The organism is Kitasatospora sp. NPDC058190, from assembly GCF_042883685.1.
Taxonomy (GTDB): domain Bacteria; phylum Actinomycetota; class Actinomycetes; order Streptomycetales; family Streptomycetaceae; genus Kitasatospora.
The window spans coordinates 46,872-71,292 of record NZ_JBHVVI010000001.1; the positions used below are offsets into that span (position 1 = coordinate 46,872).

Sequence of the window (24,421 nt, forward strand, 5' to 3'; positions counted from 1 at the left end):
CTCAGTTGGCGAAGGCGTCCAGGACCTGCTCGTACTCCTGGCACCACCACGCCAACTGGCCCGCCGAGGCGGGGTAGAGCGGGTCGGCCCGGTGGTCGGCCCGCTGGTAGCGCCACTGCAGCATCCAGAAGTCGTTCAGCCGCTCCCACCAGACCCGGTGGACGGCGGCGGCCAGGTGCTCGGCGGTGGCGGCCCCGGAGGCCCGGTAGGCCTGTGAGTAGCGGCGGACCCGGACCAGGTCGAGGGTGCCGGTGGTCCGGTCGTTGAAGAGCAGCGTGGCGCCGCGGACGGCCTCCTCGGCGCGCGGCTGGGGGCCGAGCTTGTCCCAGTCCAGGACGGCCACGACCCGGTCGCCGTCGTACAGCAGGTTGAGGCCGTGGAAGTCGCCGTGGGTCCAGCCGGTGGGCGGGGCGGCCTGCGGGTCGGGGCGGCGGTGGGCGTGGTCGGCGAGCAGTTCCAGCCGTTCGGCGAGCCGTTGTTCGACCAGGGCGTCCAGTTCGCCGTACGGGCGGTGCTCGCGGGCGTGGCGGCGCAGTTCGCGGGCGAGTTCGGCGCTGTCGAGGGGGTCGGCGCTGCGGTAGCCGGCGGGCTGGTCGAGGGGGGCGCAGACGTCGTCGAGCGCGCCGTGCAGTCGGCCGAGCAGCGCGCCGAGCGCGTCGCACTGCGGCAGGGGGAGCTCCGTGCCGTGCTGGTGTCGGCCATCGACCCAGGGGAAGAGCGCGAACAGCCGGCCGCCCAGGCCGGCCACCGTGCCGGCGCGTTCGGTGCAGGTCAGCGGGGGTGAGACGGGCAGTCCGAGGGCGTGCAGGTCGGTCATCGCGCGGTGGTGGGCGAGGATCTTCGGACGGTTGGCGGTGGCGGCGTCGACGTAGCACTTCAGGAAGTACGCCCCGGCCTCGGTGGTGACCCGGTAACCCCGGTTCAGCAGGCCTTCGGCGACCGGTTCGGCGGTCAGCAGCCGCCCCACCCGGTAGCGGGCCAGGACCTCGTCGAGTGCGCTGCGCGGGACGGGCGGACTGAGGGTCCCTATCGGCGGGGCGGAGAGGTCGGGGCGGGCCGGGGCGCAGGCGAGGGTCTGGCTGAAAGTCACGTGCAGAGGTTATGGCCCCCTGGTGGGGGCCCTTGACAAACCGTCGGATGTGTGAACTGGCCGGATCAGTACTGATGGTCGGTCTGGTGCCGTGCCACGAAGGCGGCCGCCTGGGTGCGCCGCTCCATGCCCATCTTGGCGAGCAGACTGGAGACGTAGTTCTTCACCGTCTTCTCGGCCAGGTGCAACGCGTTGCCGATCTGACGGTTGGTCATCCCCTCGCCGATCAGATCGAGGATCCGCCGCTCCTGCTTGGTGAGTTGGGACAGTCGCTCGTCCTCCTTCTCGCCTCCGTCGCGCAGCCGGGCGAGCACCCGGCTGGTGGCGACCGGGTCGAGCAGCGAGCGGCCGGCCGCGACGTCCCGGACGGCGGTGATCAGGTCGGTGCCGCGGATCGCCTTCAGGACGTAGCCGGAGGCGCCCGCCATGATCGAGTCGAACAGCGCCTCGTCGTCCGAGAAGGAGGTCAGCATCAGGCACTTGATCTCGGGCAGCCGGGAGCGGACCTCGCGGCAGACCTCGACCCCGTTGCCGTCCGGCAGCCGGACGTCGAGCACCGCGACGTCGGGGTGGACCGCCGGGATCCGGGTGAGCGCCTCGGCGGCCGTGCCGGCCTCGCCGACCACCTCGATGTCGTCCTCGACCGAGAGCAGGTCGTGCACGCCCCGTCGGACGACCTCGTGATCGTCGAGCAGGAACACCCTGATTTGTCCGTTATCAGTCACGCCCAAAGCCTCCCATATCACCCTACATAAGGCCTATCGTTCGCATCGGCGTAAAGACGTGATCCGGCCACAGTCGCCGAAACCGATACCGAGAACCCCCTTTCGTACGGGCGTCTGCCCGGATAACGTGCGCTGGTGTCCTGAAGGCGCTCGAATTGAGAGCTGCGTCACGCCGACCGTCACCCCCACCCTTCCGACGGCGAGCCCCGGCGCGGCACCCTCGGGGTTGTAGGCCCTGAACAAGTAGGACGTCCTAGCGCAAGCGCGCCAAGGGCGGACGCTGGGTAACGTTCTCGTGAGGGACGCCGTCGGAACAGGATCACCACCTGCCACGCAGTAGGTGCGCACACCCACGCGCGCCCCGCGAGGCGGTGACCGGACCGGTCACCGGCGACCCCGGGCGGCCGGACAGACCGAGGAGTGAACGTGACCGTCAAAAGCACGGCGAGGGCTCGCAAGAAGGCGGCCCCCGGCGTCCCTGACACCCTCCGCGCCACGGGTAAGGACGCCCAGCCGGAGCTCGTGCAGCTGCTCACCCCGGAAGGCGAGCGGGTCGAGCACCCGGACTACCCCCTCACCATCACTCCGGAGGAGCTGCGCTCCCTCTACCGCGACCTGGTGCTGGTGCGCCGGTTCGACGGCGAGGCGACCGCCCTCCAGCGTCAGGGCGAGCTGGGCCTGTGGGCCTCGCTGCTCGGCCAGGAAGCCGCCCAGGTCGGCTCCGGTCGCGCCATGCGCACCGGCGACTACGCCTTCCCCACCTACCGCGAGCACGGCGTGGCCTGGTGCCGCGACGTCGACCCGCTGAACCTGCTCGGCATGTTCCGCGGCGTGAACCACGGCGGCTGGGACCCGAACGAGAAGAACTTCCACCTGTACACCATCGTGATCGGTGCGCAGGCCCTGCACGCCACCGGCTACGCGATGGGCATCACCAAGGACGGCGCGGACGACGCGGTGATCGCGTACTTCGGCGACGGCGCCTCCAGCCAGGGCGACGTCAACGAGGCCTTCACCTTCGCCTCGGTCTACAACGCGCCGGTGGTGTTCTTCTGCCAGAACAACCAGTGGGCGATCTCCGAGCCCACCACCACCCAGACCAAGATCCCGCTGTACCGCCGCGCCTCCGGCTTCGGCTTCCCGGGCGTGCGGGTGGACGGCAACGACGTGCTGGCCTGCCTCGCGGTCAGCCGCTGGGCGCTGGACTACGCCCGCAGCGGCAACGGCCCGGTGCTGATCGAGGCCTTCACCTACCGGATGGGCGCGCACACCACCTCCGACGACCCCACCCGCTACCGGCTCGCCGAGGAGACCGAGGCCTGGAAGGCCAAGGACCCGATCCTGCGGCTGCGCACCCTCCTGGAGAAGGAGGGCCTGGCGGACGAGGAGTTCTTCGCCGCCGTCGACGCCGAGAGCGAGCAGCTGGGCCTGCGGGTGCGCGAGGGCGTGCGCAGCATGCCGGACCCGGACCCGACGCTGATCTTCGACCACGTGTACAGCGAACCGCACGCGCTGGTCGATGAGGAACGGGCCGAATACATCGAGTACGCGGCCTCCTTCGAGGCGGGGGAGAACCACTGATGGCCGGTCAGCTGAGCATCGCCAAGGCGCTCAACGAGGCGCTGCGCAAGTCGCTGGAGAACGACCCGAAGACCGTCCTGATGGGCGAGGACATCGGCAAGCTCGGCGGCGTCTTCCGGATCACCGACGGCCTGCAGAAGGACTTCGGCGAGGGCCGGGTGATCGACACCCCGCTGGCCGAGTCCGGCATCATGGGCACCGCGATCGGCCTCGCGCTGCGCGGCTACCGCCCGGTCGTGGAGATCCAGTTCGACGGCTTCGTCTACCCGGCCTTCGACCAGATCGTCTCCCAGCTGGCCAAGATGCACGCCCGTGCGCTGGGCCACGTCAAGATGCCGATCACCGTCCGCATCCCCTACGCGGGTGGTATCGGCGCGGTCGAGCACCACAGCGAGTCGCACGAGGCGTACTTCGCGCACACCGCCGGTCTGCGGGTGGTCACCCCGGCCAACGCGCACGACGCGCACTGGATGCTGCGGCAGTCCATCGAGTCGGACGACCCGGTCATCTTCCTGGAGCCCAAGCGGCGTTACTGGGACAAGGGCGAGGTCGGCGCCGCCGCCGACCTGGGCCTGCACGACGCCCGGATCGTCCGCCCCGGCGCCGACGCGACGCTGATCGCGTACGGCCCGATGGTCAAGGTCTGCCTGGAGGCCGCCGCGGCCGCCGAGGAGGACGGCCGCCGGCTGGAGGTCGTCGACCTGCGCTCGCTCTCCCCGGTGGACTTCACCACCCTGGAGGAGTCGGTCAAGCGCACCGGGCGGGCCGTCGTGGTGCACGAGGCTCCGGTCTTCATGGGCATGGGCGCCGAGCTGGCCGCCCGGCTCACCGAGCGGTGCTTCTACCACCTGGAGGCGCCCGTCCTGCGGGTCGGCGGTTACTTCGCGCCGTACCCGCCGTCCCGGGTCGAGGAGTCCTTCCTGCCCGACCTGGACCGCGTGCTCGACGCCGTCGACCGCGCGCTCGCGTACTGATACCGGGGAGCGAAGATGACCACCGAAGTTCGCTCGCTCCGCGAGTTCAAGATGCCCGACGTGGGCGAGGGCCTCACCGAGGCCGAGATCCTCAGCTGGTACGTCAAGCCCGGTGACACCGTCACCGACGGGCAGGTCGTCTGCGAGGTCGAGACCGCCAAGGCGGCCGTGGAGCTGCCGATCCCGTTCAACGGGGTCGTCGAGCAGCTCTTCTTCCCGGAGGGTGCGACGGTCGACGTCGGCACCGTGATCATCTCGGTCGCGGTGGCCGGCGAGGCGGCCGCTCCGGCCGCTGTGCCCGCGCCCGCCCCCGCCGCCGAGGTGCCGGCCGCCGAGGCCGAGCCGGAGCGCCGGGAGGTGCTGGTCGGGTACGGCCCGCGCACCGGCGGCAGCCAGCGCCGGGCCCGGCGGACGACCACCACCAAGACCGTCACCGCGTCGAAGCCGGCTCCGGCCGCGCCCGCCGCCCCGGTCGCCCCGGCTCCGGCCGCGCCCGCCCCGGTGGCCGAAGTGCCGGTCGGTGAGCGGCCGTTGGCCAAGCCGCCGGTGCGCAAGCTGGCCAAGGACCTCGGCATCGACCTGCGGGCCGTCACCCCGACCGGCCCGGACGGCGTGATCACCCGCGAGGACGTGCACGCCCACGCCGCGGCCCAGGCCGCTCCGGCGGCTCCGGCCGTCGAGGTGACCGAGGTCGCCGCGGTCGAGGTGCCGGTGTTCGCCCCCGCCGCGGGCGACGTCCGGGTGCCGATCAAGGGCGTCCGCAAGGCGACCGCGCAGGCGATGGTGGCCTCGGCCTTCACCGCCCCGCACGTCACCGAGTTCGTGCAGGTCGACGTGACCCGCACGATGAAGTTCGTCCGTCGGCTCAAGGAGAGCGGCGAACTGGGCCGGGACGTCCGGGTCAGCCCGCTGCTGCTGGTCGCCAAGGCGCTGCTCACCGCGATCAAGCGCCACCCGGAGATCAACGCCCAGTGGGACGAGGCGGCCCAGGAGATCGTGATCAAGGGGCAGGTGAACCTCGGCATCGCCGCGGCCACCCCCCGCGGCCTGATCGTCCCGAACATCAAGGACGCCGGGTCCAGGACCCTGTCCGGCCTGGCCGTCGCGCTCGGCGAGCTGGTGGAGACCGCCCGCCAGGGCAAGACCTCGCCGGCCGACATGCAGGGCGGCACGGTCACCATCACCAACGTCGGCGTCTTCGGCGTCGACACCGGCACCCCGATCCTCAACCCGGGCGAGGCGGCCATCCTCGCCTTCGGCGCGGTCCGGGAGCTGCCGTGGGTGCACAAGGGCAAGGTCGTCCCGCGCCAGGTCACCACGCTCGCGCTCTCCTTCGACCACCGGCTGGTGGACGGGGAGTTGGGCTCCAAGGTGCTGGCCGACGTGGCCGCGCTGCTGGAGTACCCGAAGCGCCTGATCACCTGGGGCTGACGGTTCGCCGGAACTGACGAAGGGGCCCTCCTCCGTACCGCCGTACGGAGGAGGGCCCCTTCGTCGTGCTCGCCCGTCGACTACCGCTGGGGACGGAGTCGGCGGACGGCGATCAGGACGCCGGCGCCGAGCGCGAGGAGCGCGGCGGCGGAGAGGGCGAGGAAGGTGTTGGTCCCGGAGGCGCCGGTGTGGGCGAGCTCGGGGGTGCCGGCCGGGGCGGTGGTCGCCGGGGCGGCGGAAGTGGCCTGCGGCGACGGGGACTTGGTCGCCTCGGTGGGCGCGGCGGGGGTCCGGTCGGTGGCGGGCTCGGCCTCCTTGGCCTCCTTGGCCTCCTTGGCCTCCTTGGTCGGAGTGGGCTTGGGCTTGGCCGGGGTGGTCGGCTTGGCAGGCGCCTGCGGGTGCGCCACCTTGACGTCGGTGATCGCGCCGCGGCCGTTGCTCGGCGAGACGATGACCTGCAGCCCGTCGATGTCCTTGGCGACGTCGGCGGAGAGCCCGACCCGGAAGCGGTAGTTGACGGTGTGGCCCTTGGCGAGCGGAGCGCCGGCGGCCGGAGCCTCGCTGCCGACCGCCGGGTCGCAGCCGTTCCGCATCGGCAGGCGCTGCCACTGGCCGTTGACCATGATCTCGGCGGTGACCTGCGAGGGCCTCGGGGTGGCGCCGTGCGTGTTGAAGACCGAGATTCCCGGCATGATCCAGTGATAGTCGGCGCCGGTCCTGTTGGAGACCGCGACATCGAACTCGGCCTTGGGGCCGCCGATGGTGATCGCGGCCGGGGTCGAGGTGAACGTGGTCGTGGCGCCCTGGCCGTGCAGCTCGACGGACTGGTCCTGCTCCTCCACGGCGGACTGCTTCGCGGGAGCGGTGACGGGCGCGCTGCCCTCGTCGGCGCCGCAGGCCCAGGCGGTGTCGGTGGCGAGGAACTGGATGCCGCCCGCGAGGACGGTGGTGGCGGCGAGCGCGGCGATGCGGCGGCGGCCGGAGAGCGAGCGGGTGTTCTTCGCGAAACGGGTGATAACGGGCGTGCGCATGACGTGACTCTCCCCAGGTCGTGTCTGGCGGTGTGTTGGGTGAGGGCGACCGGCTCCGGTCCTCGTGAGCGGAAGCACCCCCCCGGCTCTGCCGGTCTCGGTCTCCGTGCCCTCACATTGATAGACGCGCATCCCCTCCGGGGGTTGCAGGTCGTTTCGGAATTTCTTCCGATCGATCGGGGCCGAGGGCCCCTGCGGTTGTGCCGTGGCCGGTCAGCGCTGGTGCCGGAGGCGGCGGACGGCGATCAGGACGCCGGCGCCGAGCGCGAGCAGCGCGGCGGAGGACAGGGCGAGGAAGGTGTTGGTCTCGGAAGCGCCGGTGTGGGCGAGCTCGGGGGTGCCGGCCGGGGCGGTGGTCGCCGGAGCGGCGGTGGGGGTCTGCTCGGTGGCGGGCTTCTGCTCGGTGGCGGGAGCGGCGGCGGGCTTCTCGGCGGCGGGCTTGGCGGGCGCGGGCTTCTCGGTCGGGGCCTGCTTCTGGGCGGCGGGGGCGGTCTTGGGGTGGGTGACCTTCACGGTGCGGAAGTCCCAGGACTCCAGCGTGAACTTGTCGTTGCTGGCATCCGTCGCCAGGTTCAGCGCGGTCAGGTCCTTCGGGGCGTCGGGGGAGAGGGAGACCCGGAACATGAAGTTGGCGGCCCGGCCGTTGGACAGCGGCTGCGCCAGCGACTTGGTGTCGGCGTCGATCCCGATGCAGCCCGCGTTGAGCTTCAGCGACTTCCAGGAGCCGTGCTGCATGACCTCGACCCGGAGGTCCTTGGTGCGCAGGGGAGCGCCCTGGGTGGCGGACGCCAGGCTGAAGGACGGCGTGGTCGTGGCGACGTCAGCTCCGGTGAAGTTGGTGATCGACAGGCCGAATTCGGTCCAGCTGCCGTCGGCGGCGACGCTGTTGGAGTCGAAGACCCGGAAGTCCGCGGACGGGACGGTCGGCTTGTCGACCGTGTACGGGGTGCTGAACCGCCCGTCGCCGCAGGCCCAGGCGGAGTCGGTGGTCGCGATGACCTGGACGCCGCCCGCGAGGACGGTGGCGGCGGCGAGGACGGCGATGCGGCGGCGGCCGGAGAAGGCGCGGTCGTTCTTCGCAAAACGGGTGATAACGGACGTGCGCATGACGTGACTCCCCAGGGTCATGTGTCTGACGGTGTGTGGGTGAAGACGACCGGCCCCGCTCCTTGTGAGCGGAAGCGCCCCCCGGCTTCGCCGGTCTCGCTCTCCGTGCCTTCATCCGTATAGACGTCCATCCCCGCCGGGGGTTGCAGGTCGGTTGAAAAGTTTTTTCGGGAGTCTTCGGCCGGGCTTCGGGATACTGCCGGAATGACGGATGAGCTGACGATCCGACCGGAGAAGACGGCGGTCGAGGGCGGGGAACGGCGGTCGCTGCGGCGGGACGTGTCGGGGCCGGCGCTGCTGGCGGGACTGGTGTGCGTCGCGGTGTCCTTCTCGGGGCCGCTGGTGGTGGTGCTGGCGGCGGCGGCCGCCGGGCGGTTGGACCAGGCGCACACCGCGTCCTGGATCTGGGCGGTGGCGATCGGCAGCGGGGTGAGCGGCTTCGCGCTCAGCTGGTGGACCCGGACGCCGGTGATCACCGCCTGGTCCACCCCGGGGACCGCGCTGCTGGTGACCAGCCTGGGCGGCTACCCGTACCGGGAGGCGGTCGGGGCGTTCCTGGTGAGCGCCGCGGTGGTGACGCTGTTCGGGGTGACCGGCTGGTTCGGCCGGCTGATCGCGGCGGTGCCGGTGGGGATCGTGAACGCGATGCTGGCGGGCATCCTGTTCTCCTTCGGCGCCGGGATCTTCGGCGCCGTGCACAGCGCGCCGGTGCTGGTGGTGGGCGGCTTCGCGGCCTTCTTGCTGGCCAAGCGGTTCGCTCCCCGGTACGCCGTACCGGTCGCGCTGCTGGTCGGCGGGGTGCTGGCGGCGCTGACCGTCGGGCTGCCGCTGCACCTGGGCTCGGGCGGGCCGACCGTGCCGGTGCTGACGGTGCCGGCCTTCTCCTGGTCGGCCCTGGTGGGGCTGGCACTGCCGCTCACCATCGTCACGCTGGCCTCGCAGAACGCCCCGGGCCTCGGGGTGATGCGGGCCTTCGGCTACCAGGCGGACGACCGGCTGCTGATCGGCTCGACCGGTGCGATGGCGATGCTGATGGCGCCGTTCGGCTCGCCCGGGGTGAACCTGGCGGCGATCACCGCGGCGATCTGCTCGGGTCCGGAGGCCCACCCGGACCCGCGCCGGCGGTACGTCGCGGGGATGTCCTCGGGCGTGCTGTACGTGTTGGTGGGCAGTTTCGGCGGGGTGCTGGTGAGCCTGTTCACCGGGCTGCCGAAGGAGTTGGTCGCGGTGATCGCCGGGGTCGCGCTGCTGGCCTCGCTGCAGGGCAGCCTGGCGGCGGCGGTCGCGGAGGAGCGCGGGCGGGACGCGGCGGTGGTGACCTTCCTGGCGAGCGCCTCGGGGATGAGCCTGTTCGGCATCGGTTCGGCCTTCTGGGGGCTGCTCTTCGGACTCGGGACGCACCTCGTGCTGACCCTGGGGAAGCGCCGCCGGGATTGATTGGTATGAATGGCGCGATAGGAATCGTTCGGCCAGGTCGGTGACATTTTCGTCGGCCGGTTGGGGCGACACACCGGTCCGGGTACGTCTCCGCTCCACCACCCGGGCGACGCCGGGTGACCGGAGCCCCGAGGACGAACCCGTATGCCTTCTGGCACCCCAGGCCGTCTCGTCCGAAGTCTGGCCGCGTTCGTGCTGGCGTCCACCGCCGTACTCCCCGCCACACTGGAGGCGGTCGGCCCCTCGCCGTTCGGCGTGATCGGGGCGGGCGCCCCGGCCGACCGGGCGGTGCCGCCGCACACCTCGCACCACGCCGACCAGCGAATACCCGCGGCCGCCCCGACCTTCGACATACGCCGCACCGGGGACCCGGCCAACCGGATCACCCTGGTCCTGCTCGGTGACGGCTACACGGGCGACGAACAGGAGCTGTTCCGGCAGCAGGCCGACAAGGCCTGGCACGCGCTGATGGACATCGAGCCGTTCCGCACCTACCAGGGGTTCTTCAACATAAGGCGGGTCGAGGTGGTCTCCCCGGTCTCCGGGATAGCCGAGACCGAGAGCCGCGGCCGCAACCCCGCCACCCCGCTCGGGATGCACTTCTGGTGCGAGGGGACCGCCCGGCTGCTCTGCGCCGACGAGTCCGCCACCGCCCGGTACGCCGGGGACGGCGCCGGGCCGCAGTACCTGATAGCGCTGGCCAACTCCGCCGAGTACGGCGGTGCCGGGGGCACCGGGGTGACCACCCTGGCCGGGGGCAGCCCGGACTCCGGGCGGATCATCCAGCACGAGATCGGGCACACCGTGGGGGACCTCGGGGACGAGTACGACAGCGCCCCGGAGGACGCCGACTACCCGAACCTCTCCACCCTCAACGCCGACGACATGCGCAAGAAGCAGACCAAGTGGTGGCGCTGGCTGGGCGTCGACTCCCCGGACGGCGCCGGGACCGTCGGGGCGTACCGCGGTGCCAACGGCCTCTACCGGCCCACCCCCGACTCGGTGATGCGCACCCTGGGCAGCACCTACAACCTGCCCTCGCGCGAGGCGATCATCGAGGAGGTGTACCGCAAGGTCCGGCCGACCGACGCCCCCTCGCCGCCGCCCGGCGAGGTGACCGGGCGCCCCCGGCTGGACGTCCGGCCGCTGCCGCTGACCGGCACCCGGCAGTTGACGGTGGAGTGGAAGGTGGACGGGGTCCCGGTGACGCCGCAGGCCCCGGACGGCGGCTCGCTGGACACCGCGCAACTGGACCTGGCCCCGGGCCGGACGGCCACCGTCACCGCGACCGTCCGGGACACCACGGAGTGGGTGCGGGACGAGGCCTTCCGGGACCGCTATATGACCAGGTCGGTGTCCTGGACGGTGACCGGCTGAGGGCCCGCCCTCACCCCAGGCTGGGCGTCCAATCATGGGATGACTAATCTGGACGAACTATGACCGTGGAGCCAGCTCGTTCAGCCCCGTCCCTGTCCGTCCCCGCTCCCCGACCCACCGTCGAGCCCCCGACCGCCACCGCGCCCTCGCCGCCCGGCGGCCGCGCGGCCTGGCTGGCCTGGTCCATCGGCGTCAGTGTCTACATCCTGGCCGTCATCCACCGCACCAGCCTCGGCGTGGCCGGACTGGACGCCGCCGAGCGCTTCGGCATCGGCGCCTCGGCGCTGTCCACCTTCTCGATCCTCCAGGTGCTGGTCTACGCGGCCATGCAGGTCCCGGTCGGGCTGCTGGTCGACCGGTTCGGGCCGCGCCGGGTGCTGCTGCTCGGCGTGCTGCTGCTGAGCACCGGCCAGCTGGCCTTCGCGTTCAGTTCCTCCTTCGCCCCGGCGCTGGCCTCCCGGGCGGTGCTCGGCTGTGGCGACGCGATGACCTTCATCAGCGTGCTGCGGATCGCCGCCCGCTGGTTCCCGGCGGCCAAGAACCCGTTCGTCGCCCAGCTGACCGGCCTGGCCGGGATGGGCGGCAACCTGGTCACCACGGTGGTGCTGGCCCAGGCGCTGCACAGCGAGGGCTGGACTCCCACCTTCGCCGCGATCGCGCTGCTCGGCGTGGCGGTGTTCGCGCTGGTCGCGCTGTTCCTCAAGGACGCACCGGCGGTCGTACGACCGGTCGACCCGCCGGCTGCCCGCCCGAAGGTCCGACGGCAGGTCCTGGACTGCTGGCGGGAGCCGGGCACCCGGCTGGGCCTGTGGATCCACTTCACCACCCAGTTCCCCGGCAACGCCTTCGGCCTGCTCTGGGGCATGCCCTACCTGGTCGAGGCGCAGGGCATGTCCCGGACCGCGGCCGGCGGGCTGCTGACCCTGCTGGTGCTCTCCAACATGACCTGCGGCTTCGTCTTCGGCCGGCTGCTCTCCCGCTCGGCGCGGGCCCGCATGCCCATCGTGCTCACCGTCATCGCCACCACCGCGCTCGGCTGGGCGCTGGTGCTGGCCTGGCCCGGCGGCCACCCGCCGATGTGGCTGCTGGTCGGGATCATCCTGGTGATGGGCAGCAACGGCCCGGCCTCACTGGTCGGCCTCGACTACGCGCGCTCCCGCAACCCGGTCGAGCGGCTCGGCACCGCCTCCGGCATCGTCAACATGGGCGGCTTCATCGGCACGATGATCACCCTGTTCGGCATCGGCGTGCTGCTGGACGCGCTCTCCCCGGACGGCGCCGAGACCTACTCGGCCACCGCCTTCCGCTGGGCGTTCTGCTGGCAGTACGTGCCGCTGGCGGTGGGGACGGCGATGATCCTGCGGCTGCGGCGGAGGGTTATGGCGACGGGATCGTAGGGTTTCTGACCTGCGGAAACGCGATTACCCTAACTTGAAGTTAGGGTAATCCGTCACCGGCGGAGGTGGGTCAGCCGCCGTATTCACGCATGAGCTCAGCGATCTGTGGCGCCGTTCCGTAGATCCGGGCGCCGTGCATCTCCACGATCAACGCTCCTTGACCCGGTACTCGGTTGGGCCGAGGCTGCGCTGAGCGACGCAGACGGATCAAGTCCACCAGCTTCAGCTTCGGGCAGCCCGGAACGACCCGGCTGCCCCGGATCCCGACCCGCTCCCCGCCGGGGCACGCGAAGTACGCGCCGAACGGTGGCCCGCTGTCCTCCTCTCGACTCGGCAGGTGGAGGACCATCTCCCCGTGTCGGCAGTGGACCGTTCCGTCCGAGTGGACGGTCAGACCCGGCCAGTCCTCGTGGTCGATCTCCGCGACGATCCGCACCTGCTGCCCGATCGCCTCGGCCAGGGTCTCCGCCATCCGTTGTTGCTGGGTCGGGATGTCGGTGTCCCCTCGGCGAATGGAGGGCAGCAGTTCCCCGGTCACCCAATTTCGGAACGGCCGGGCTGCGTTCTTGTCCGACCTCATGAGGAGGCCATACAGCCCGGCCTCGCTTACGACGCCGAGTAGGGGATTCCCCCGCCGATAGGCTTTCTGACCTGCGGAAACGCGGTAACCCTTGTTCCGAACAAGGGTTACCGATCGAAGGTCGACGATGCGGTGCTGGTCAGAGTCCAGCACCTTGACGGTGTCGGTTGGATTTCCTCGGCCCAGCACCCGACACACGTCCGCCGTGACGAACCACGGCTCCCCGTCGATCATCACGACCCTGATCGGCTGCCCCGTGACCGGGAAGCTCGACCGCACCAGCACCATCTGTTCCTGCTGTTCCTGTCCGTCGTCCATGGGGACGCTCCTCCTTCTTCCGGGTGATGGTTGGACTGCCCGGAACAACGAGGCCAAACAGGTGAGGTGATTGGTGCTGGGTTGACGCATGGATGCACGAGTGGTGCCGACCCGGCGTGCGTTGGTACGTGTACGCCGGGTGGTGCGCGCCGCAGGCGTCAGATGGTGACGGCGAAGTTGGCGAGCACCCGCTCGGCCAGCTCCTTGTCGCCCTCGACGCTCACCGGGCCCGGTCGGCCCCGGCCGCAGGCGAGCCGCAGATAGGTCTCCCAGTCCATGGTGAGCTGGACGTCGGGGGCCAGGCCGATCGACTCGTCCACGGTGCCGCGCCCGGCGGCGTCCACCCGGACGGTGCGCAGGAACTCCACCGGGCCGGTGACGTCCACCACCAGGGCCGTCCCGGCCGGGGCGCCGGCGTTGTGGGCGACGGCCTTGGGCAGCCGCTCCAGCAGGAAGTCCCGGGTGATCAGCGCGCCCGGGGAGGCCAGGTTGCCGGGGGTCTCCAGGGCCCGGCGCAGGTCCTGCTCGTGCACCCAGACGTCGAACGCCCGCATCCGCAGCAGCTCGTGGTACGGGACGTTCCCGGCGAGCGGGCCGGCCGACCAGCGCACCGGCTCGTCGGGCGCCTGCTTGGCGTTCCGCAGCGCGCGGGAGCGGCGGATGATCGTGTACTCCAGCTCGCTGGTCATCTCCAGCGCCGTGTGGCAGCGGCGCTTGTCGACCGGCAGCTCGATGTAGCGGGCGAACTCGGTGGTCACGTGGCGAAGATCACGCGGCAGCGAGTGGATCGGACGGGGATCGCCGAGCAGCTCGGACTCGACCGCGATCACGTGCGACACGATGTCCCGGACCGACCAGCCGGGGCACTCCGTCGCCCGGTTCCAGGATCCCTCGGGGAGGGGGGCGACCAGCTCCGATATGGACTCGATACTGTGCGTCCACGCCTCGGTGTAAGCCTGCACGGTCTGGTTGTCCGTCACGGGAATCTCCGGCCCTCCGTCAGCTTTCCTACGGTCCGCGCCCGGTCATCGCGGCCGGCCGGGATGGTCCGGCTTCCGGGCGCTCACGCTAACCGCACGTTACGCTGCCGGGAGACAGCTGGGCAGCGCTTTCGGGTGACGATCGTAGGACTCTTGCCGTGGACGGTGGTACTGTGCGCGCTTCATTGATCCAACTCGGGGTCTCCGACGCCGAGCCGCCCGCCGAGCGACGGGCCCGCGCCGCGGCGCTGGTACGGGCGCAGGCGGACGCCGACCTGGTGGTGCTGCCGGAGCTGTGGCCGCTCGGCGGCTTCGCCTACGACCTCTGGTCGGAGGGCGCCGAGACCCTGGACGGGCCCACCTCGGACGCGATGGCGGCGGCCGCCCGGGCCGCCGGGGTCTGGCTGCACGCCGGTTCGATCGTCGAACGCGACCCGGACGGGCCGATCTACAACACCTCGATGCTGTTCGCCCCGGACGGCGAGCTGGTGCACACCTACCGCAAGATCCACCGCTTCGGCTTCGACAGCGGCGAGGCGGTGGTGATGGGCGCCGGGCAGGAGATCGTCACCGCGCCCACCGACTTCGCCACCCTCGGCCTGGCCACCTGCTACGACCTGCGCTTCCCGGAGCTGTTCCGGGCGCTGCTGGACGCCGGCGCGCAGTTGCTGGTGGTCCCGGCCGCCTGGCCGGCCCGGCGGCGCGAGCACTGGACGCTGCTGGCCCGGGCGCGGGCGGTGGAGGAGCAGGCCTTCGTGCTGGCCTGCAACACCGCCGGGACGCACGCCGGGGTCGAGCAGGCCGGGCACAGCATCGTGGTGGACCCGTGGGGCCGGGTGCTGGCCGAGGCCGGGGACGACGAGCAGGTGCTGACCGTCGACTTCGACCCGGCCGAGGTGGGCAAGGCGCGTGAGGAGTTCCCGGTGCTGCGGGACCGCCTGCTCGGCATCCCGGCGCCCGTCCAGCGGTAGGGCCCGGGGCGTTCCGGAGGGTTGGTTCGTACCTGCTCCGGGCCGGTTTGAGAAGATGAGCACTCGTCGTGTTCCCTGCCGCTGGTCGGCCGGTCCGTCGCGGGTCGGCCTGGCGGCCTGCCCGAGGAGGTCGCGCGCATGTCCGGCAACGGCGCAAGCGACACCCCCCGTCCCGTCATCCACCGCAACAGCCTGCGCGAGCAGATCGCCGGCGCGCTGCGCGAGGAGATGATGGCCGGCCGGCTGGCGGCCGGCCGCAACTTCACCGTCAAGGAGATCGCCGAGCTGTACGGCGTCTCCGCAACCCCGGCTCGCGAGGCGCTGGTCGACCTCGGCGCCCAGGGGCTGCTGCGGGCCGAGCACCACCGCGGCTTCACGGTGCCGGAGCTGTGCTGGGAGGACTTCCTGGAGATCTTCGAGTCCAGGGTCCTGCTCACCGACAGCTTCTTCCGTCAGTTCTCCACCCGCCGGGCGCTGCCCGACCTCACCCGGCTGCCCTCGCTGAGCCGCCGGGCCGACGCGGCGGTCCGGGCCGCCCGGGCCGGGAACCTGGACGTGATGGTGGGCTGCGACCGGCGGTTCTGGCAGGAGGTCTCCGCTCTGCTCGGCAACCGGCGGATCGGGGACTACCTGGACTGGCTGCGGGTGCAGTCCTGGATGTTCGCCGCGCCCTACCTGCGGGAGATGCCCGCCCTGGGCGGGGTCTGCTGGGACCGCCACCTGGACCTGGTCGAGGCGATCGGGGCCCACGACCTCGCAGCCGCGCACCGGATCATCTGCGAGTACAACCTGTTCACCGTCCGGCTGCTGGCCGGGCTGGCCGGGCGCCCGCTGGAGTCGGTGACGGTGCTCGGGCTGCTCACCGAGGCCGCCGGGGCGGAGCCGCTGCCGGTACCGGTCGAGCCGCCGGTGCCCTCGCCGCCGCTCCCGGCGGAGCCCGCCGCGGAGCCCGGGACGGCCCGGGCCGGGCGGCCCCGGCAGGGCGGGGAGGTCGGCCGGGAACTGGGCCGTGAACTGGGCCTGGGCCTCGGCCTGGTGCCGCAGCCGCGCTGGGTGCCGCACGGGCGGTTCGGCCGGCGGCTGGCCGAGCCGCCGGCCGGGGCTCCGCAGGGACGGCCCGATCCGCACGCCGCGCCGGGCCGGTAGGGTGGGCGGGCGTCGAACCCGGTGCCCTGGCAAGGGCCGTCCGGGTACCGACTCCGCCCCCCGTCGTCGCCCCGCCCCGCGGGCGATCCCCGCCGTCCGGAGAGGAACTGCCGGCCATGGCCTGCGACCTCTGGCTCGTCCCGCTGGTGGACGTGCTGAGCCACAGCCCCGACAACCCCTTCCGGGACGACCTCGCGCTCTACAACGCGGTGCTGACCTCCCGCGGGCTGCCCCAGGTGCCGGTCTACCAGTACGTCCCCGGGCTGAGCGGAGCGGTCGAGCCGATAGCCGCCTTCGACTACGACTCGCTGCACTTCCTGCGCCGCGCCTACCTGCTGGGCCTCACCGGTCTGGACATCACCCCGGTCGACGCGCTCGGCGGCGACTACGAGCAGCTGTTGGAGATGTTCGAGAGCAGCGCCGAACAGTCGCACCTGGTCTGGCACTTCGACCACGCCGGCGCGTACGTGCCGATCGAGTTCCCGACCCCGCTGGTGGACGACGCGCTGCTCGCCGGCGGCGGCCCGCTCGGCTCCAGCCACGGGCTGCTGCGCGAACTGCAGGCCGTGGCACCGGCGCTGGGCATCGACCCGCTCAACCCGCCGGACCCGACCAGGCCGCTCGGCCCGACCGGCCTGGAGCAGCCGTTCGGGCCGCCGATCGACGACGTGCACCCCTTCGCCCGCGAGCGCCACGCCTGGTCGGGCCTGTACGCGGCGGCGACCCGGAGCCTCGCCCAGGGCTCGATGATCGTCTTCGCGTAGCGCCGTCCCGCCGGGGCGCGTCCGTCGATCCGCGTGCCCGGCGGGAACCGTCGGACACGTCCAGGGGCGCGCCCTACCGCAGCGGCCCCTCCGGCGGCCGCTGGCGCGGCATGGTGGGCCTGGTCCCCGGCGGCGGCAGCACCCGCACCTGGGCGCCCACCCCGGGCTCGGTGCGCCCGCCCCAGGTCCCGGGGGCCTGGGTGGGCAGCTGGGTCATCGAGGCGCGGAACTCCAGCATCCACTCCGAGGTCTCGGTGCGGACCATGTCCGAGACGTCCTCGCAGAACCGCCGCAGCACGCCCAGGCAGCGCTCGGCGGCCTCGCCCGCGGTGCCCTCGGTCGGGCCGAGCACCTCGCGCACGCACTCCGACGCCCAGTCGAACTGGAAGGCCTCCAGACGGCGTTGCAGCGCCTGGGCGGTGGAGACGTCCCGCATCCAGCCGGAGGTGAGGCCGAAGGCCCGGTCGGCGCCGTAGCAGGCGGCGGCGAGCGCGAAGCCCACGTAGCCCCAGCCGGCGCCGTGCGAGAGCTCGCCGGTCAGGTCCACCAGCGGGGCGGTCACCCCGCCGACCGCGAAGCCGGCCGTGCCGAAGCGCAGCAGGCGGGCCCAGCGGCGCTTCCAGACCCGGTCCCGGCGGTACCACTCGATCGCCTCGACCGCCCGCTCCTCGGACCAGCGGTAGAGCTCCTCCAGCCGCTCGGCGGGCTCGCCCCAGTCCCCGAGCGGGAACTGTCGGGTGCTCAGATCGGTCCGGCGGCGGGTGGAGGCCCGCCGGGCGACGGCGGCGGCGGGCGGGTCCTCCTCACCGATCTCCTTGCCCCAGGCACTCTCCTCGGGCTGCATTTCCGGCTGGCTCACCTGTGGGGCTCCCTGTGGCGGGCGGGCGGCTTGGTCTGGCGGCGCATCGGCTGACGTGGCGTCTGCCGGTGGTTGTCCAACAGCACTTCTTACCGCCAAATGGCTGACCGTGGGGGCGCTTCCACGGTGATCGTTACCGGTTTCGGCCACCGGAACCCGAGGTGAGCGGGTTGCGGGGGTCGGCGAGATTTCACCCGTCCGAGCGAGGCGCCGGTGACCCGCCGTCCTGACCCGGACACCCGCCGCGCATCCGGACCCTCCGGGCCTGGAGGTTCCTCCGACGTCGTCGGCGTACGGAGCTCTTCTCCTGGAGGATCCGACGGGACCGGAGAGCGGCCGGAACGGGCCACCGACTACGCTGCCTGGCGTGAAGGTCCTCGTCATCGGCGGCGGCGCCCGCGAACACGCCCTGTGCCGCTCCCTGTCCCAAGATCCCTCCGTGACCGAGTTGCACTGCGCCCCGGGCAACGCCGGGATCGCCGGCGTCGCGACGGTCCACCCGGTCGACCAGCTGGACGGCGCCCAGGTCGCCGAACTGGCCGTGCGACTGGGCACCGACCTGGTCGTGGTCGGCCCCGAGGCCCCGCTGGTGGCCGGCGTCGCCGACGCCGTGCGCGCGGCCGGCATCCCGGTGTTCGGCCCCTCCGGCGCGGCAGCGCAGCTGGAGGGCTCGAAGGCCTTCGCCAAGGACGTGATGGCCGGGGCCGGGGTGCCCACCGCCCGCTCCTACGTCTGCACCACCCCCGAGGAGGCCGCCGCGGCGCTGGACGCCTTCGGCGCGCCGTACGTGGTCAAGGACGACGGCCTGGCCGCCGGCAAGGGCGTCGTGGTCACCTCCGACCGCGAGGCCGCGCTGGCGCACGCCGCCGCCTGCGAGCGCGTGGTCATCGAGGAGTACCTGGACGGCCCCGAGGTCTCGCTGTTCGCGATCACCGACGGCACCACCGTGCTGCCGCTGCAGCCCGCGCAGGACTTCAAGCGCGCGCTGGACGGCGACGAGGGCCCCAACACCGGCGGCATGGGCGCCTACTCGCCGCTGCCGTGGGCGCCGGACGGCCTGGTCGAGGAGGTCCTGGACACCGTCCTGCAGCCGACCGTGGACGAGCTGCGCCGCCGCGGCACCGAGTTCTCCGGCCTGCTGTACGCGGGCCTGGCGCTCACCTCGCGCGGCACCCGGGTGATCGAGTTCAACGCCCGCTTCGGCGACCCGGAGACCCAGGTCGTGTTGGCCCGGCTGCGCACCCCGCTGGCCGGCGTCCTGCTGGCCTCCGCCACCGGCGCCCTGGACCAGCTGGAGCCGCTGCGCTGGGACGAGGGCGCCGCCGTCACCGTGGTGATTGCCTCCGAGGGCTACCCGGCCGCGCCGCGCACCGGCGACCCGATCGAGGGCCTGGCCGAGGCCGAGGCCGACGGCACCGCGTTCGTGCTGCACGCCGGCACGAAGGCGGACGAGGACGGCCGGGTGCTGAGTGCCGGCGGCCGCGTCCTGTCGGTCACCGCGACCGGCGCCGACCTGGCCGAGGCGCGCGACCGCGCGTACGCCGCCGTGGACCGGATCTCCCTCAAGGGCGGGCAGCACCGCACCGACATCGCGCTCAAGGCGGCCACCGCCTGAAGCAGTGGCACCCCTTGCGGCCCCCGTGCGAATCGCTCGCACGGGGGCCGCGCTCGTCAGGGGCGAGCGAGCCGAAGGGCCGCGCACGAGCCGTAAGGTCGCGAGCGAGCCGTAAGGTCGCGAGCGAGCCCGGAGAGAGGGGGAACAACCCGCAGGGCGCAGCGCCCTCGGCGTTTCCCGGGCCGGAGCGGTTCCGGGGGCCGACGCACCGTTCGGCGGCCGGATTCCAGCCCATCGGGTGACAGCAACCGCATCCAGCTGACGTAACCGCGCGCTCGGCCTTATGGTGCGCTGGATCGCAGTGCGACGGGGCCGTGCGCCGGGGTCGCCGCCGGGTAGCGGCGCGCCCGCGGGGGGATGCTGGACGGCGTCCGGCCGGGCGGTCGCCCGGGTGCTTCGCACCGGACCGGTCGCAGGCGTCCGGAATCCGGGCGGCGTCACCGGGACGAGTGGAAACCGGGTCGTTCCGGAACGCCCGCCCGGACCGGGGCGTCGAAAATGTCAGTAGCGCCACACAGCCTGCACTGCCGGGGATCGGACGCCTCCGCTTCCCGGTCGGAACTGATCATTTCGAGTCGGCTCAGGGCCCGGATCCGGGCGCCCGAGGGCTCCGAAGGGGGTGCCGCACCGTATGGCCGCAGTCGACACCACGCGCGCTCACGCCCAGGCGGTCCTGCGGGTCCGAGGCCTGGCCCTGGCCGCCGCCGTCGTGCCCGCCGCCGTCACGGTGGTCCTGCTCGCGGGCCGGTTCACCGGCCGGATCGGCGCGCCCGGTGCTCCGGACGCCGCCGGCTGGGACGCCGCCCGCTGGGCCTTCGGCGCGGTCGCCGCGCTGACCCTGCTGGTGGCCGGGCTGACCGCCTGCGCCTACCGCCGGGCCGTCCCGCCGCAGATCCCGGCCGTCCCGGTCGCCCGAGCCGAGGCCCCCGAGCTGTACCGGCTGATCGGCGAACTGGCCGACCGGCTGGACGTGCCCGCGCCCTCCGCCATCGCCCTCACCCCGGACTGCGACAGCTGGCTGGAGGACCTCCCGCCGGTGCGGCGGCCCGGACCGCTGCGGCCGCACCCCGCGTCGCCCGCGCCGGTGCTGGTGATCGGCTCGCCGTTCCTGTGGTGGATGCGGGCCGGCGAGCTGCGCGCCCTGCTGGCCCCCGTGGTGGCCGGCACCGCCGCCTCCGCCGACCCGGAGATCGCCGCCGCCCGCCGCTTCCTGCGCAGTCTGGACGCCTGCGTGGACTCCGGCGCGGGCGCGGCCCCCGGGCTCGGCGGCGGCACCCTGGCCGCCCCGCCCCGGCCGCCCCGCCGCGGCCCGGCCGCGCTCGCCGACCGGATCACCCGACGGATCACCCGCCGCATGCTCGGCGCCTGTCGCGGCCACTCCGCCGAGCTGGAGCGCTCCGTCGCGAGCTGGGCCTCCGAGCAGGCCCGGACGGTCGACTACGGCCTGCGGATCGCCGCCCAGGAGCAGGTGGGCCTGGCCTACGCCGGCTGGGACCGGCTGCTCACCCGGGTCGCGCTGCCCGCCTGGCGGCTCGGCCGCCACCCCGCGCACCTCAACGCCGGAGTGGCCGCCGCGCTCACGGAGCTGTCCCGCCGCGACCGGCTGGCCGACGGCTACGGCAACCGGCTCGGCGACCGCCCCGCCTGCGACCTGCTGGAGGAGCCCGGCACGGTGGACCGGGCGGTGTCCCGGCTCGCGGCCGAGCTGTTCTTCGGCCGCCCGCCGGCCGGCGCCTGGGACGAGCTGGAGTGGGCCGACTACCCGGCCGACGTGGTGGACGCCGACTGGCGGGCCCGCGCCGCCGCCCTGCAGTCCGCCCTGGACCGACTCGCCCCGCAGTCCCGTCCCGGCGCCCCGACCCTCACCCGGCTGCTGGTCCGGCTCGCCGAGGGCGACGGTGAACGGCTGGCCGCCGCGCTCGCCGCCCAGCTCGCCCGCACCACCGCCCCGGCCCCGCTGCTCGAACCCGACCGCACCGGACGTGACCTGCTGGTCGACCACGTCACCGCGATGGTCTGCTGCGCGGCCGTGGACACCGCCGGCGGCGCCCCCGGTCTGGACTGGCTGGACGGCCCGGTGCTGCTGCTCGGCGGGGTCCGCCGCACCGACCTGGCCGGCCCGGTCGCCCAGGCCGTCGAGCAGGGCCAGGACGGACCGCTGCGCGCCTGGCTGGACACCGCCGAGGTCCGCCTGGAGAAACCCGTACGCCTCTAGGGCGTGTCTGACCGTCAAGGCGCGGCTGACCGTTCCCACCGGGCGCGAACGGCCCGACACGCCTCTGCCGCCCCAGCGGCCGCAGACGGCGCTCGGCGCCCCGGCACGCGCCCCCGTCGGGCCCCGCCTCCGGCCGTCTCCGCAGGCCGGAGGCCCTGTCCGGACGGCTCGCGAGATTCCCGACACCAATTGCTACCGTGGGGTGACGCAGCGCCAGAACTGTGTGGTGTATTAGACCGCACGCACATCCGGGGGGCACGTGCCAGCCGGACGGAAGTGCACCTGGGAGGGGCGCGTGGGGACCGAACTCAACCGCCGCTGGGAGTCGGGAACGCACGCTTACAGCGTCTCCGACCCCTTCGGCCAGGGCCCGCTGCCGTGGCTGCGCAGCCCCGACCAGTACCTGGCGGGGGCGGAGGGCGCCGTGCCCTGGTACGTCTCGGTGGACGCGCCCGGCCAGCAGCCGCTGTCGGCCGGCGTGCGGACCAAGCCGCCGGTCGGCACCCCGCAGAGCTCCAACGACGTGGACCAGCAGATCAAGGGCTTCGCCTCGGCCGGGGTGGTCCGTCCCGGCGGTTCGGTGGACTTCCGGGTCACCGTCAACCCGCCCCGTGACTTCACCGTGAGCGTCTACCGGATCGGCCACTACGGCGGCGACGGCGCCCGTCACATGATCGACAGCCCACTGGTGGCCGGCCTCGCCCAGCCGGCCCCGTTGGTGGTCGAGCGGACGGTCTCCTGCCACCACTGGTGGCACTCCTGGCGGCTGCAGATCCCGGCGCACTGGAAGCCCGGCGCGTACGTCGCCGTGCTGACCACCGCGGACATGCTGCACCGCAGCCACGTCCCCTTCACCGTGCGGGACTTCGCGGACCAGGGGCGCAAGGCCGAACTGCTCCTGGTGCTCCCGGACGTGACCTGGCAGGCGTACAACCTGTTCCCCGAGGACGGCCGCACCGGCGCCAGCCTCTACCACGCCTGGGACGGCCGGGGCGGCCTGGTCGGCGAGCCGGAGGCGGCCGTCACCGTCTCCTTCGACCGCCCGCACGCCACCGCCGGGCTGCCGCTGCACGTCGGCCACGCGTACGACTTCATCCGTTGGGCCGAGCGCTACGGCTACGACCTCTCCTACGCCACCGCCACCGACCTGCACGCCGGTCTGGTGGACCCGGCCGACCACCGGGCGCTGGTCTTCCCCGGCCACGACGAGTACTGGTCCGAGCCGATGCGCCGGGCCGCCGAACGGGCCCGGGACGGCGGCACCTCGCTGGTCTTCCTGTCCGCCAACACCATGTACTGGCGGGTCGAGCTGACCGCCGCCGCCTCCGGCGAGCCGAACCGGCTGCTCAACTGCCGCAAGCGGCAGAAGGTCGCGCCGGGCAGCTCGGCCGCCGGGGTGCCCGGCGCGGCCAGCGCGCTGTGGCGGGACGCCGGCGCGCCCGAGCAGCACCTGCTCGGTGTGCAGTACTCGGGCCGGGTCGCCGCGCCCGTCCCGCTGGTCGCCCGGCACACCGCGCACTGGCTCTGGGACGGCACCGGGCTGCAGGAGGGCGACGAGCTGCCAGGCCTGGTCGCGGGGGAGGCCGACCGGTACTACCCCAAGGTGGCGCTGCCCGAGCACACCGAGCGGGTGCTGCTGGCGCACTCCCCGTACCAGGACCTGTCCGGCCGCACCCGCTACCAGGAGACCTCGCTGTACCGGGCACCCAGCGGCGCGTACGTCTTCGCGGCCGGCACCTTCGCCTGGTCGCCCGCGCTGGGCCGCCCGGGACTGACCGACGAACGGATCCAGCGGGCCACCGCCAACCTGCTGGACCGGCTCTGCAAGAACTGACGTTCAGCGGTCGTGAAAGACTGCGGGGGCAGTGACCTCCCCTTTCGCGGTGCCCCACGCCCGTGAACGACCCCTGAGGACTGAACACCTTGAGCGGATTTGTCACCAAGCCCGAGCCCGTCCAGGTACCCGGCCTGGTCCACCTGCACACCGGCAAGGTGCGCGACCTGTACCGCACCGAGTCGGGCGAGCTGGTGATGGTCGCCAGCGACCGGATGTCCGCCCACGACTGGGTGCTGCCGAACGAGATCCCGGACAAGGGGCGCATCCTCACCCAGCTCTCGCTGTGGTGGTTCGAGCGGATCACCGACATCGTCCCCAACCACGTGATCTCCACCGAGATCCCGGTCGGCGCCCCGGCCGACTGGAAGGGCCGCACGCTGGTCTGCAAGAGCCTGGAGATGATCCCGGTCGAGGCGGTCGCCCGCGGCTACCTGGCCGGCTCCGGCCTGACCGAGTACAACGAGAGCCGTACGGTCTGCGGCATCGCCCTGCCGGAGGGCCTGGAGAACAGCTCCGAGCTGCCCGCCCCGATCTACACCCCGGCGCTCAAGGCCGAGGTCGGCGAGCACGACGAGAACGTCTCCTACGAGGAGACCGCCCGCCGGATCGGCGCCGAGCTGGCCAGCCGGCTGCGCCGCACCACCCTGGACATCTACGCCCGGGCCCGGGACATCGCCCGCGAGCGCGGCATCATCCTGGCCGACACCAAGTTCGAGTTCGGCCTGCTGGACGGCGAACTGGTGATCGGCGACGAGGTGCTCACCCCGGACTCCTCCCGCTACTGGCCGGCCGACGAGTACCAGCCGGGCCGCTCGCAGTCGTCCTTCGACAAGCAGCTGATCCGCGACTGGCTGGTCTCCCCGGCCTCCGGCTGGGACCGCTACAGCGAGCAGCCGCCGCCGGAGCTGCCGGCCGAGGTGGTCGAGCAGACCCGGGCCAGGTACATCGAGGTGTACGAGCGGCTGACCGGCACCAGCTGGGTCTGA

At 73.0% G+C, this 24,421-nt stretch carries 20 protein-coding genes; 13 read left to right on the plus strand and 7 right to left on the minus strand.

Annotation, left to right across the window (positions count from 1 at the left end; genetic code table 11):
• Position 1: 1 nt before the first annotated feature.
• Both ACFVWU_RS00200 and ACFVWU_RS00205 read right to left on the minus strand, forming a co-directional pair.
• Positions 2-1,090: a phosphotransferase gene (locus ACFVWU_RS00200; RefSeq protein WP_387613335.1), complete on the minus strand. Its 1,089-nt coding sequence runs from the start codon at positions 1,088-1,090 to the stop codon at positions 2-4.
• A 65-nt stretch (positions 1,091-1,155) separates the two neighbouring features.
• Complete coding sequence (locus tag ACFVWU_RS00205) at positions 1,156-1,815, minus strand: response regulator (protein WP_387613338.1); 660 nt, start codon at positions 1,813-1,815, stop codon at positions 1,156-1,158.
• 426 nt (positions 1,816-2,241) lie between these two features.
• On the opposite strand from ACFVWU_RS00205, the gene pdhA reads away from it, so the two are divergent.
• Genes pdhA through ACFVWU_RS00220 form a run of 3 tightly spaced genes read left to right on the plus strand, consistent with a single transcriptional unit; the run spans position 2,242 to position 5,801 of the window.
• Positions 2,242-3,396, plus strand: a complete 1,155-nt coding sequence (gene pdhA / locus ACFVWU_RS00210; RefSeq protein ID WP_387613340.1) for a pyruvate dehydrogenase (acetyl-transferring) E1 component subunit alpha — start codon at positions 2,242-2,244, stop codon at positions 3,394-3,396.
• Positions 3,396-4,370, plus strand: coding sequence for an alpha-ketoacid dehydrogenase subunit beta (locus ACFVWU_RS00215; protein WP_387613343.1), 975 nt, complete (start codon positions 3,396-3,398; stop codon positions 4,368-4,370). Before pdhA ends, ACFVWU_RS00215 begins: the two co-directional genes overlap by 1 nt.
• A gap of 15 nt (positions 4,371-4,385) precedes the next feature.
• Positions 4,386-5,801: a dihydrolipoamide acetyltransferase family protein gene (locus ACFVWU_RS00220; protein WP_387613345.1), complete on the plus strand. Its 1,416-nt coding sequence runs from the start codon at positions 4,386-4,388 to the stop codon at positions 5,799-5,801.
• A gap of 80 nt (positions 5,802-5,881) precedes the next feature.
• On the opposite strand, the gene ACFVWU_RS00225 is transcribed toward ACFVWU_RS00220, so the two are convergent.
• On the minus strand, positions 5,882-6,832 hold the full coding sequence (locus ACFVWU_RS00225; RefSeq protein WP_387613348.1) for a hypothetical protein: 951 nt from the start codon (positions 6,830-6,832) through the stop codon (positions 5,882-5,884).
• Between the two features lie 213 nt (positions 6,833-7,045).
• Positions 7,046-7,939: a hypothetical protein gene (locus tag ACFVWU_RS00230; protein WP_387613350.1), complete on the minus strand. Its 894-nt coding sequence runs from the start codon at positions 7,937-7,939 to the stop codon at positions 7,046-7,048.
• A gap of 204 nt (positions 7,940-8,143) precedes the next feature.
• Here ACFVWU_RS00230 and ACFVWU_RS00235 point away from each other — a divergent pair, with 204 nt between their 5' ends.
• The 3 genes from ACFVWU_RS00235 (at position 8,144) to ACFVWU_RS00245 (ending at position 12,150) form a co-directional block, all read left to right on the plus strand.
• Positions 8,144-9,376, plus strand: coding sequence for a benzoate/H(+) symporter BenE family transporter (locus ACFVWU_RS00235; protein WP_387613352.1), 1,233 nt, complete (start codon positions 8,144-8,146; stop codon positions 9,374-9,376).
• Between the two features lie 144 nt (positions 9,377-9,520).
• A complete protein-coding gene (locus ACFVWU_RS00240) occupies positions 9,521-10,753 on the plus strand; it encodes a M64 family metallopeptidase (RefSeq protein WP_387613354.1) in 1,233 nt (410 codons plus the stop codon).
• A gap of 59 nt (positions 10,754-10,812) precedes the next feature.
• Complete coding sequence (locus tag ACFVWU_RS00245) at positions 10,813-12,150, plus strand: nitrate/nitrite transporter (RefSeq protein ID WP_387613357.1); 1,338 nt, start codon at positions 10,813-10,815, stop codon at positions 12,148-12,150.
• A 70-nt stretch (positions 12,151-12,220) separates the two neighbouring features.
• Here ACFVWU_RS00245 and ACFVWU_RS00250 read toward each other — a convergent pair whose 3' ends face one another.
• Positions 12,221-13,048, minus strand: coding sequence for a Bro-N domain-containing protein (locus ACFVWU_RS00250; RefSeq protein ID WP_387613359.1), 828 nt, complete (start codon positions 13,046-13,048; stop codon positions 12,221-12,223).
• 158 nt (positions 13,049-13,206) lie between these two features.
• Entirely contained in the window at positions 13,207-14,028 is an 822-nt protein-coding gene (locus ACFVWU_RS00255) for a maleylpyruvate isomerase family mycothiol-dependent enzyme (RefSeq protein WP_387613361.1), read from the minus strand.
• A gap of 173 nt (positions 14,029-14,201) precedes the next feature.
• Here ACFVWU_RS00255 and ACFVWU_RS00260 point away from each other — a divergent pair, with 173 nt between their 5' ends.
• The 3 genes from ACFVWU_RS00260 (at position 14,202) to ACFVWU_RS00270 (ending at position 16,909) form a co-directional block, all read left to right on the plus strand.
• Positions 14,202-14,999, plus strand: a complete 798-nt coding sequence (locus ACFVWU_RS00260) for a carbon-nitrogen family hydrolase (RefSeq protein WP_387613363.1) — start codon at positions 14,202-14,204, stop codon at positions 14,997-14,999.
• Between the two features lie 138 nt (positions 15,000-15,137).
• Positions 15,138-16,145, plus strand: a complete 1,008-nt coding sequence (locus ACFVWU_RS00265; RefSeq protein WP_387613366.1) for a GntR family transcriptional regulator — start codon at positions 15,138-15,140, stop codon at positions 16,143-16,145.
• Positions 16,146-16,261: 116 nt separating this feature from the next.
• The gene (locus tag ACFVWU_RS00270; RefSeq protein ID WP_387613368.1) at positions 16,262-16,909 is read left to right on the plus strand and encodes a hypothetical protein; all 648 of its coding nucleotides are present in this window, start codon (positions 16,262-16,264) and stop codon (positions 16,907-16,909) included.
• A gap of 73 nt (positions 16,910-16,982) precedes the next feature.
• Here ACFVWU_RS00270 and ACFVWU_RS00275 read toward each other — a convergent pair whose 3' ends face one another.
• On the minus strand, positions 16,983-17,768 hold the full coding sequence (locus ACFVWU_RS00275) for an SLATT domain-containing protein (RefSeq protein ID WP_387613371.1): 786 nt from the start codon (positions 17,766-17,768) through the stop codon (positions 16,983-16,985).
• Positions 17,769-18,135: 367 nt separating this feature from the next.
• On the opposite strand from ACFVWU_RS00275, the gene purD reads away from it, so the two are divergent.
• From purD to ACFVWU_RS00295, 4 genes are all read left to right on the plus strand, one after another.
• On the plus strand, positions 18,136-19,383 hold the full coding sequence (gene purD, locus ACFVWU_RS00280; protein WP_387613374.1) for a phosphoribosylamine--glycine ligase: 1,248 nt from the start codon (positions 18,136-18,138) through the stop codon (positions 19,381-19,383).
• A gap of 631 nt (positions 19,384-20,014) precedes the next feature.
• Entirely contained in the window at positions 20,015-21,598 is a 1,584-nt protein-coding gene (locus ACFVWU_RS00285; RefSeq protein ID WP_387613377.1) for a hypothetical protein, read from the plus strand.
• Positions 21,599-21,893: 295 nt separating this feature from the next.
• Complete coding sequence (locus ACFVWU_RS00290) at positions 21,894-23,432, plus strand: N,N-dimethylformamidase beta subunit family domain-containing protein (RefSeq protein WP_387613379.1); 1,539 nt, start codon at positions 21,894-21,896, stop codon at positions 23,430-23,432.
• An 89-nt stretch (positions 23,433-23,521) separates the two neighbouring features.
• Positions 23,522-24,421, plus strand: coding sequence for a phosphoribosylaminoimidazolesuccinocarboxamide synthase (locus ACFVWU_RS00295; RefSeq protein ID WP_387613382.1), 900 nt, complete (start codon positions 23,522-23,524; stop codon positions 24,419-24,421).

Bases quoted from the DNA above. Each gene is read 5' to 3' on its own strand.
- ACFVWU_RS00215 (WP_387613343.1), top strand. From the start codon at position 3,396: ATGGCCGGTCAGCTGAGCATCGCCAAGGCGCTCAACGAGGCGCTGCGC.
- ACFVWU_RS00220 (WP_387613345.1), top strand. From the start codon at position 4,386: ATGACCACCGAAGTTCGCTCGCTCCGCGAGTTCAAGATGCCCGACGTG.
- ACFVWU_RS00225 (WP_387613348.1), bottom strand. From the start codon at position 6,832: ATGCGCACGCCCGTTATCACCCGTTTCGCGAAGAACACCCGCTCGCTC.
- ACFVWU_RS00230 (WP_387613350.1), bottom strand. From the start codon at position 7,939: ATGCGCACGTCCGTTATCACCCGTTTTGCGAAGAACGACCGCGCCTTC.
- ACFVWU_RS00235 (WP_387613352.1), top strand. From the start codon at position 8,144: ATGACGGATGAGCTGACGATCCGACCGGAGAAGACGGCGGTCGAGGGC.
- ACFVWU_RS00240 (WP_387613354.1), top strand. From the start codon at position 9,521: ATGCCTTCTGGCACCCCAGGCCGTCTCGTCCGAAGTCTGGCCGCGTTC.
- ACFVWU_RS00245 (WP_387613357.1), top strand. From the start codon at position 10,813: ATGACCGTGGAGCCAGCTCGTTCAGCCCCGTCCCTGTCCGTCCCCGCT.
- ACFVWU_RS00250 (WP_387613359.1), bottom strand. From the start codon at position 13,048: ATGGACGACGGACAGGAACAGCAGGAACAGATGGTGCTGGTGCGGTCG.
- ACFVWU_RS00265 (WP_387613366.1), top strand. From the start codon at position 15,138: ATGTCCGGCAACGGCGCAAGCGACACCCCCCGTCCCGTCATCCACCGC.
- ACFVWU_RS00270 (WP_387613368.1), top strand. From the start codon at position 16,262: ATGGCCTGCGACCTCTGGCTCGTCCCGCTGGTGGACGTGCTGAGCCAC.
- ACFVWU_RS00285 (WP_387613377.1), top strand. From the start codon at position 20,015: ATGGCCGCAGTCGACACCACGCGCGCTCACGCCCAGGCGGTCCTGCGG.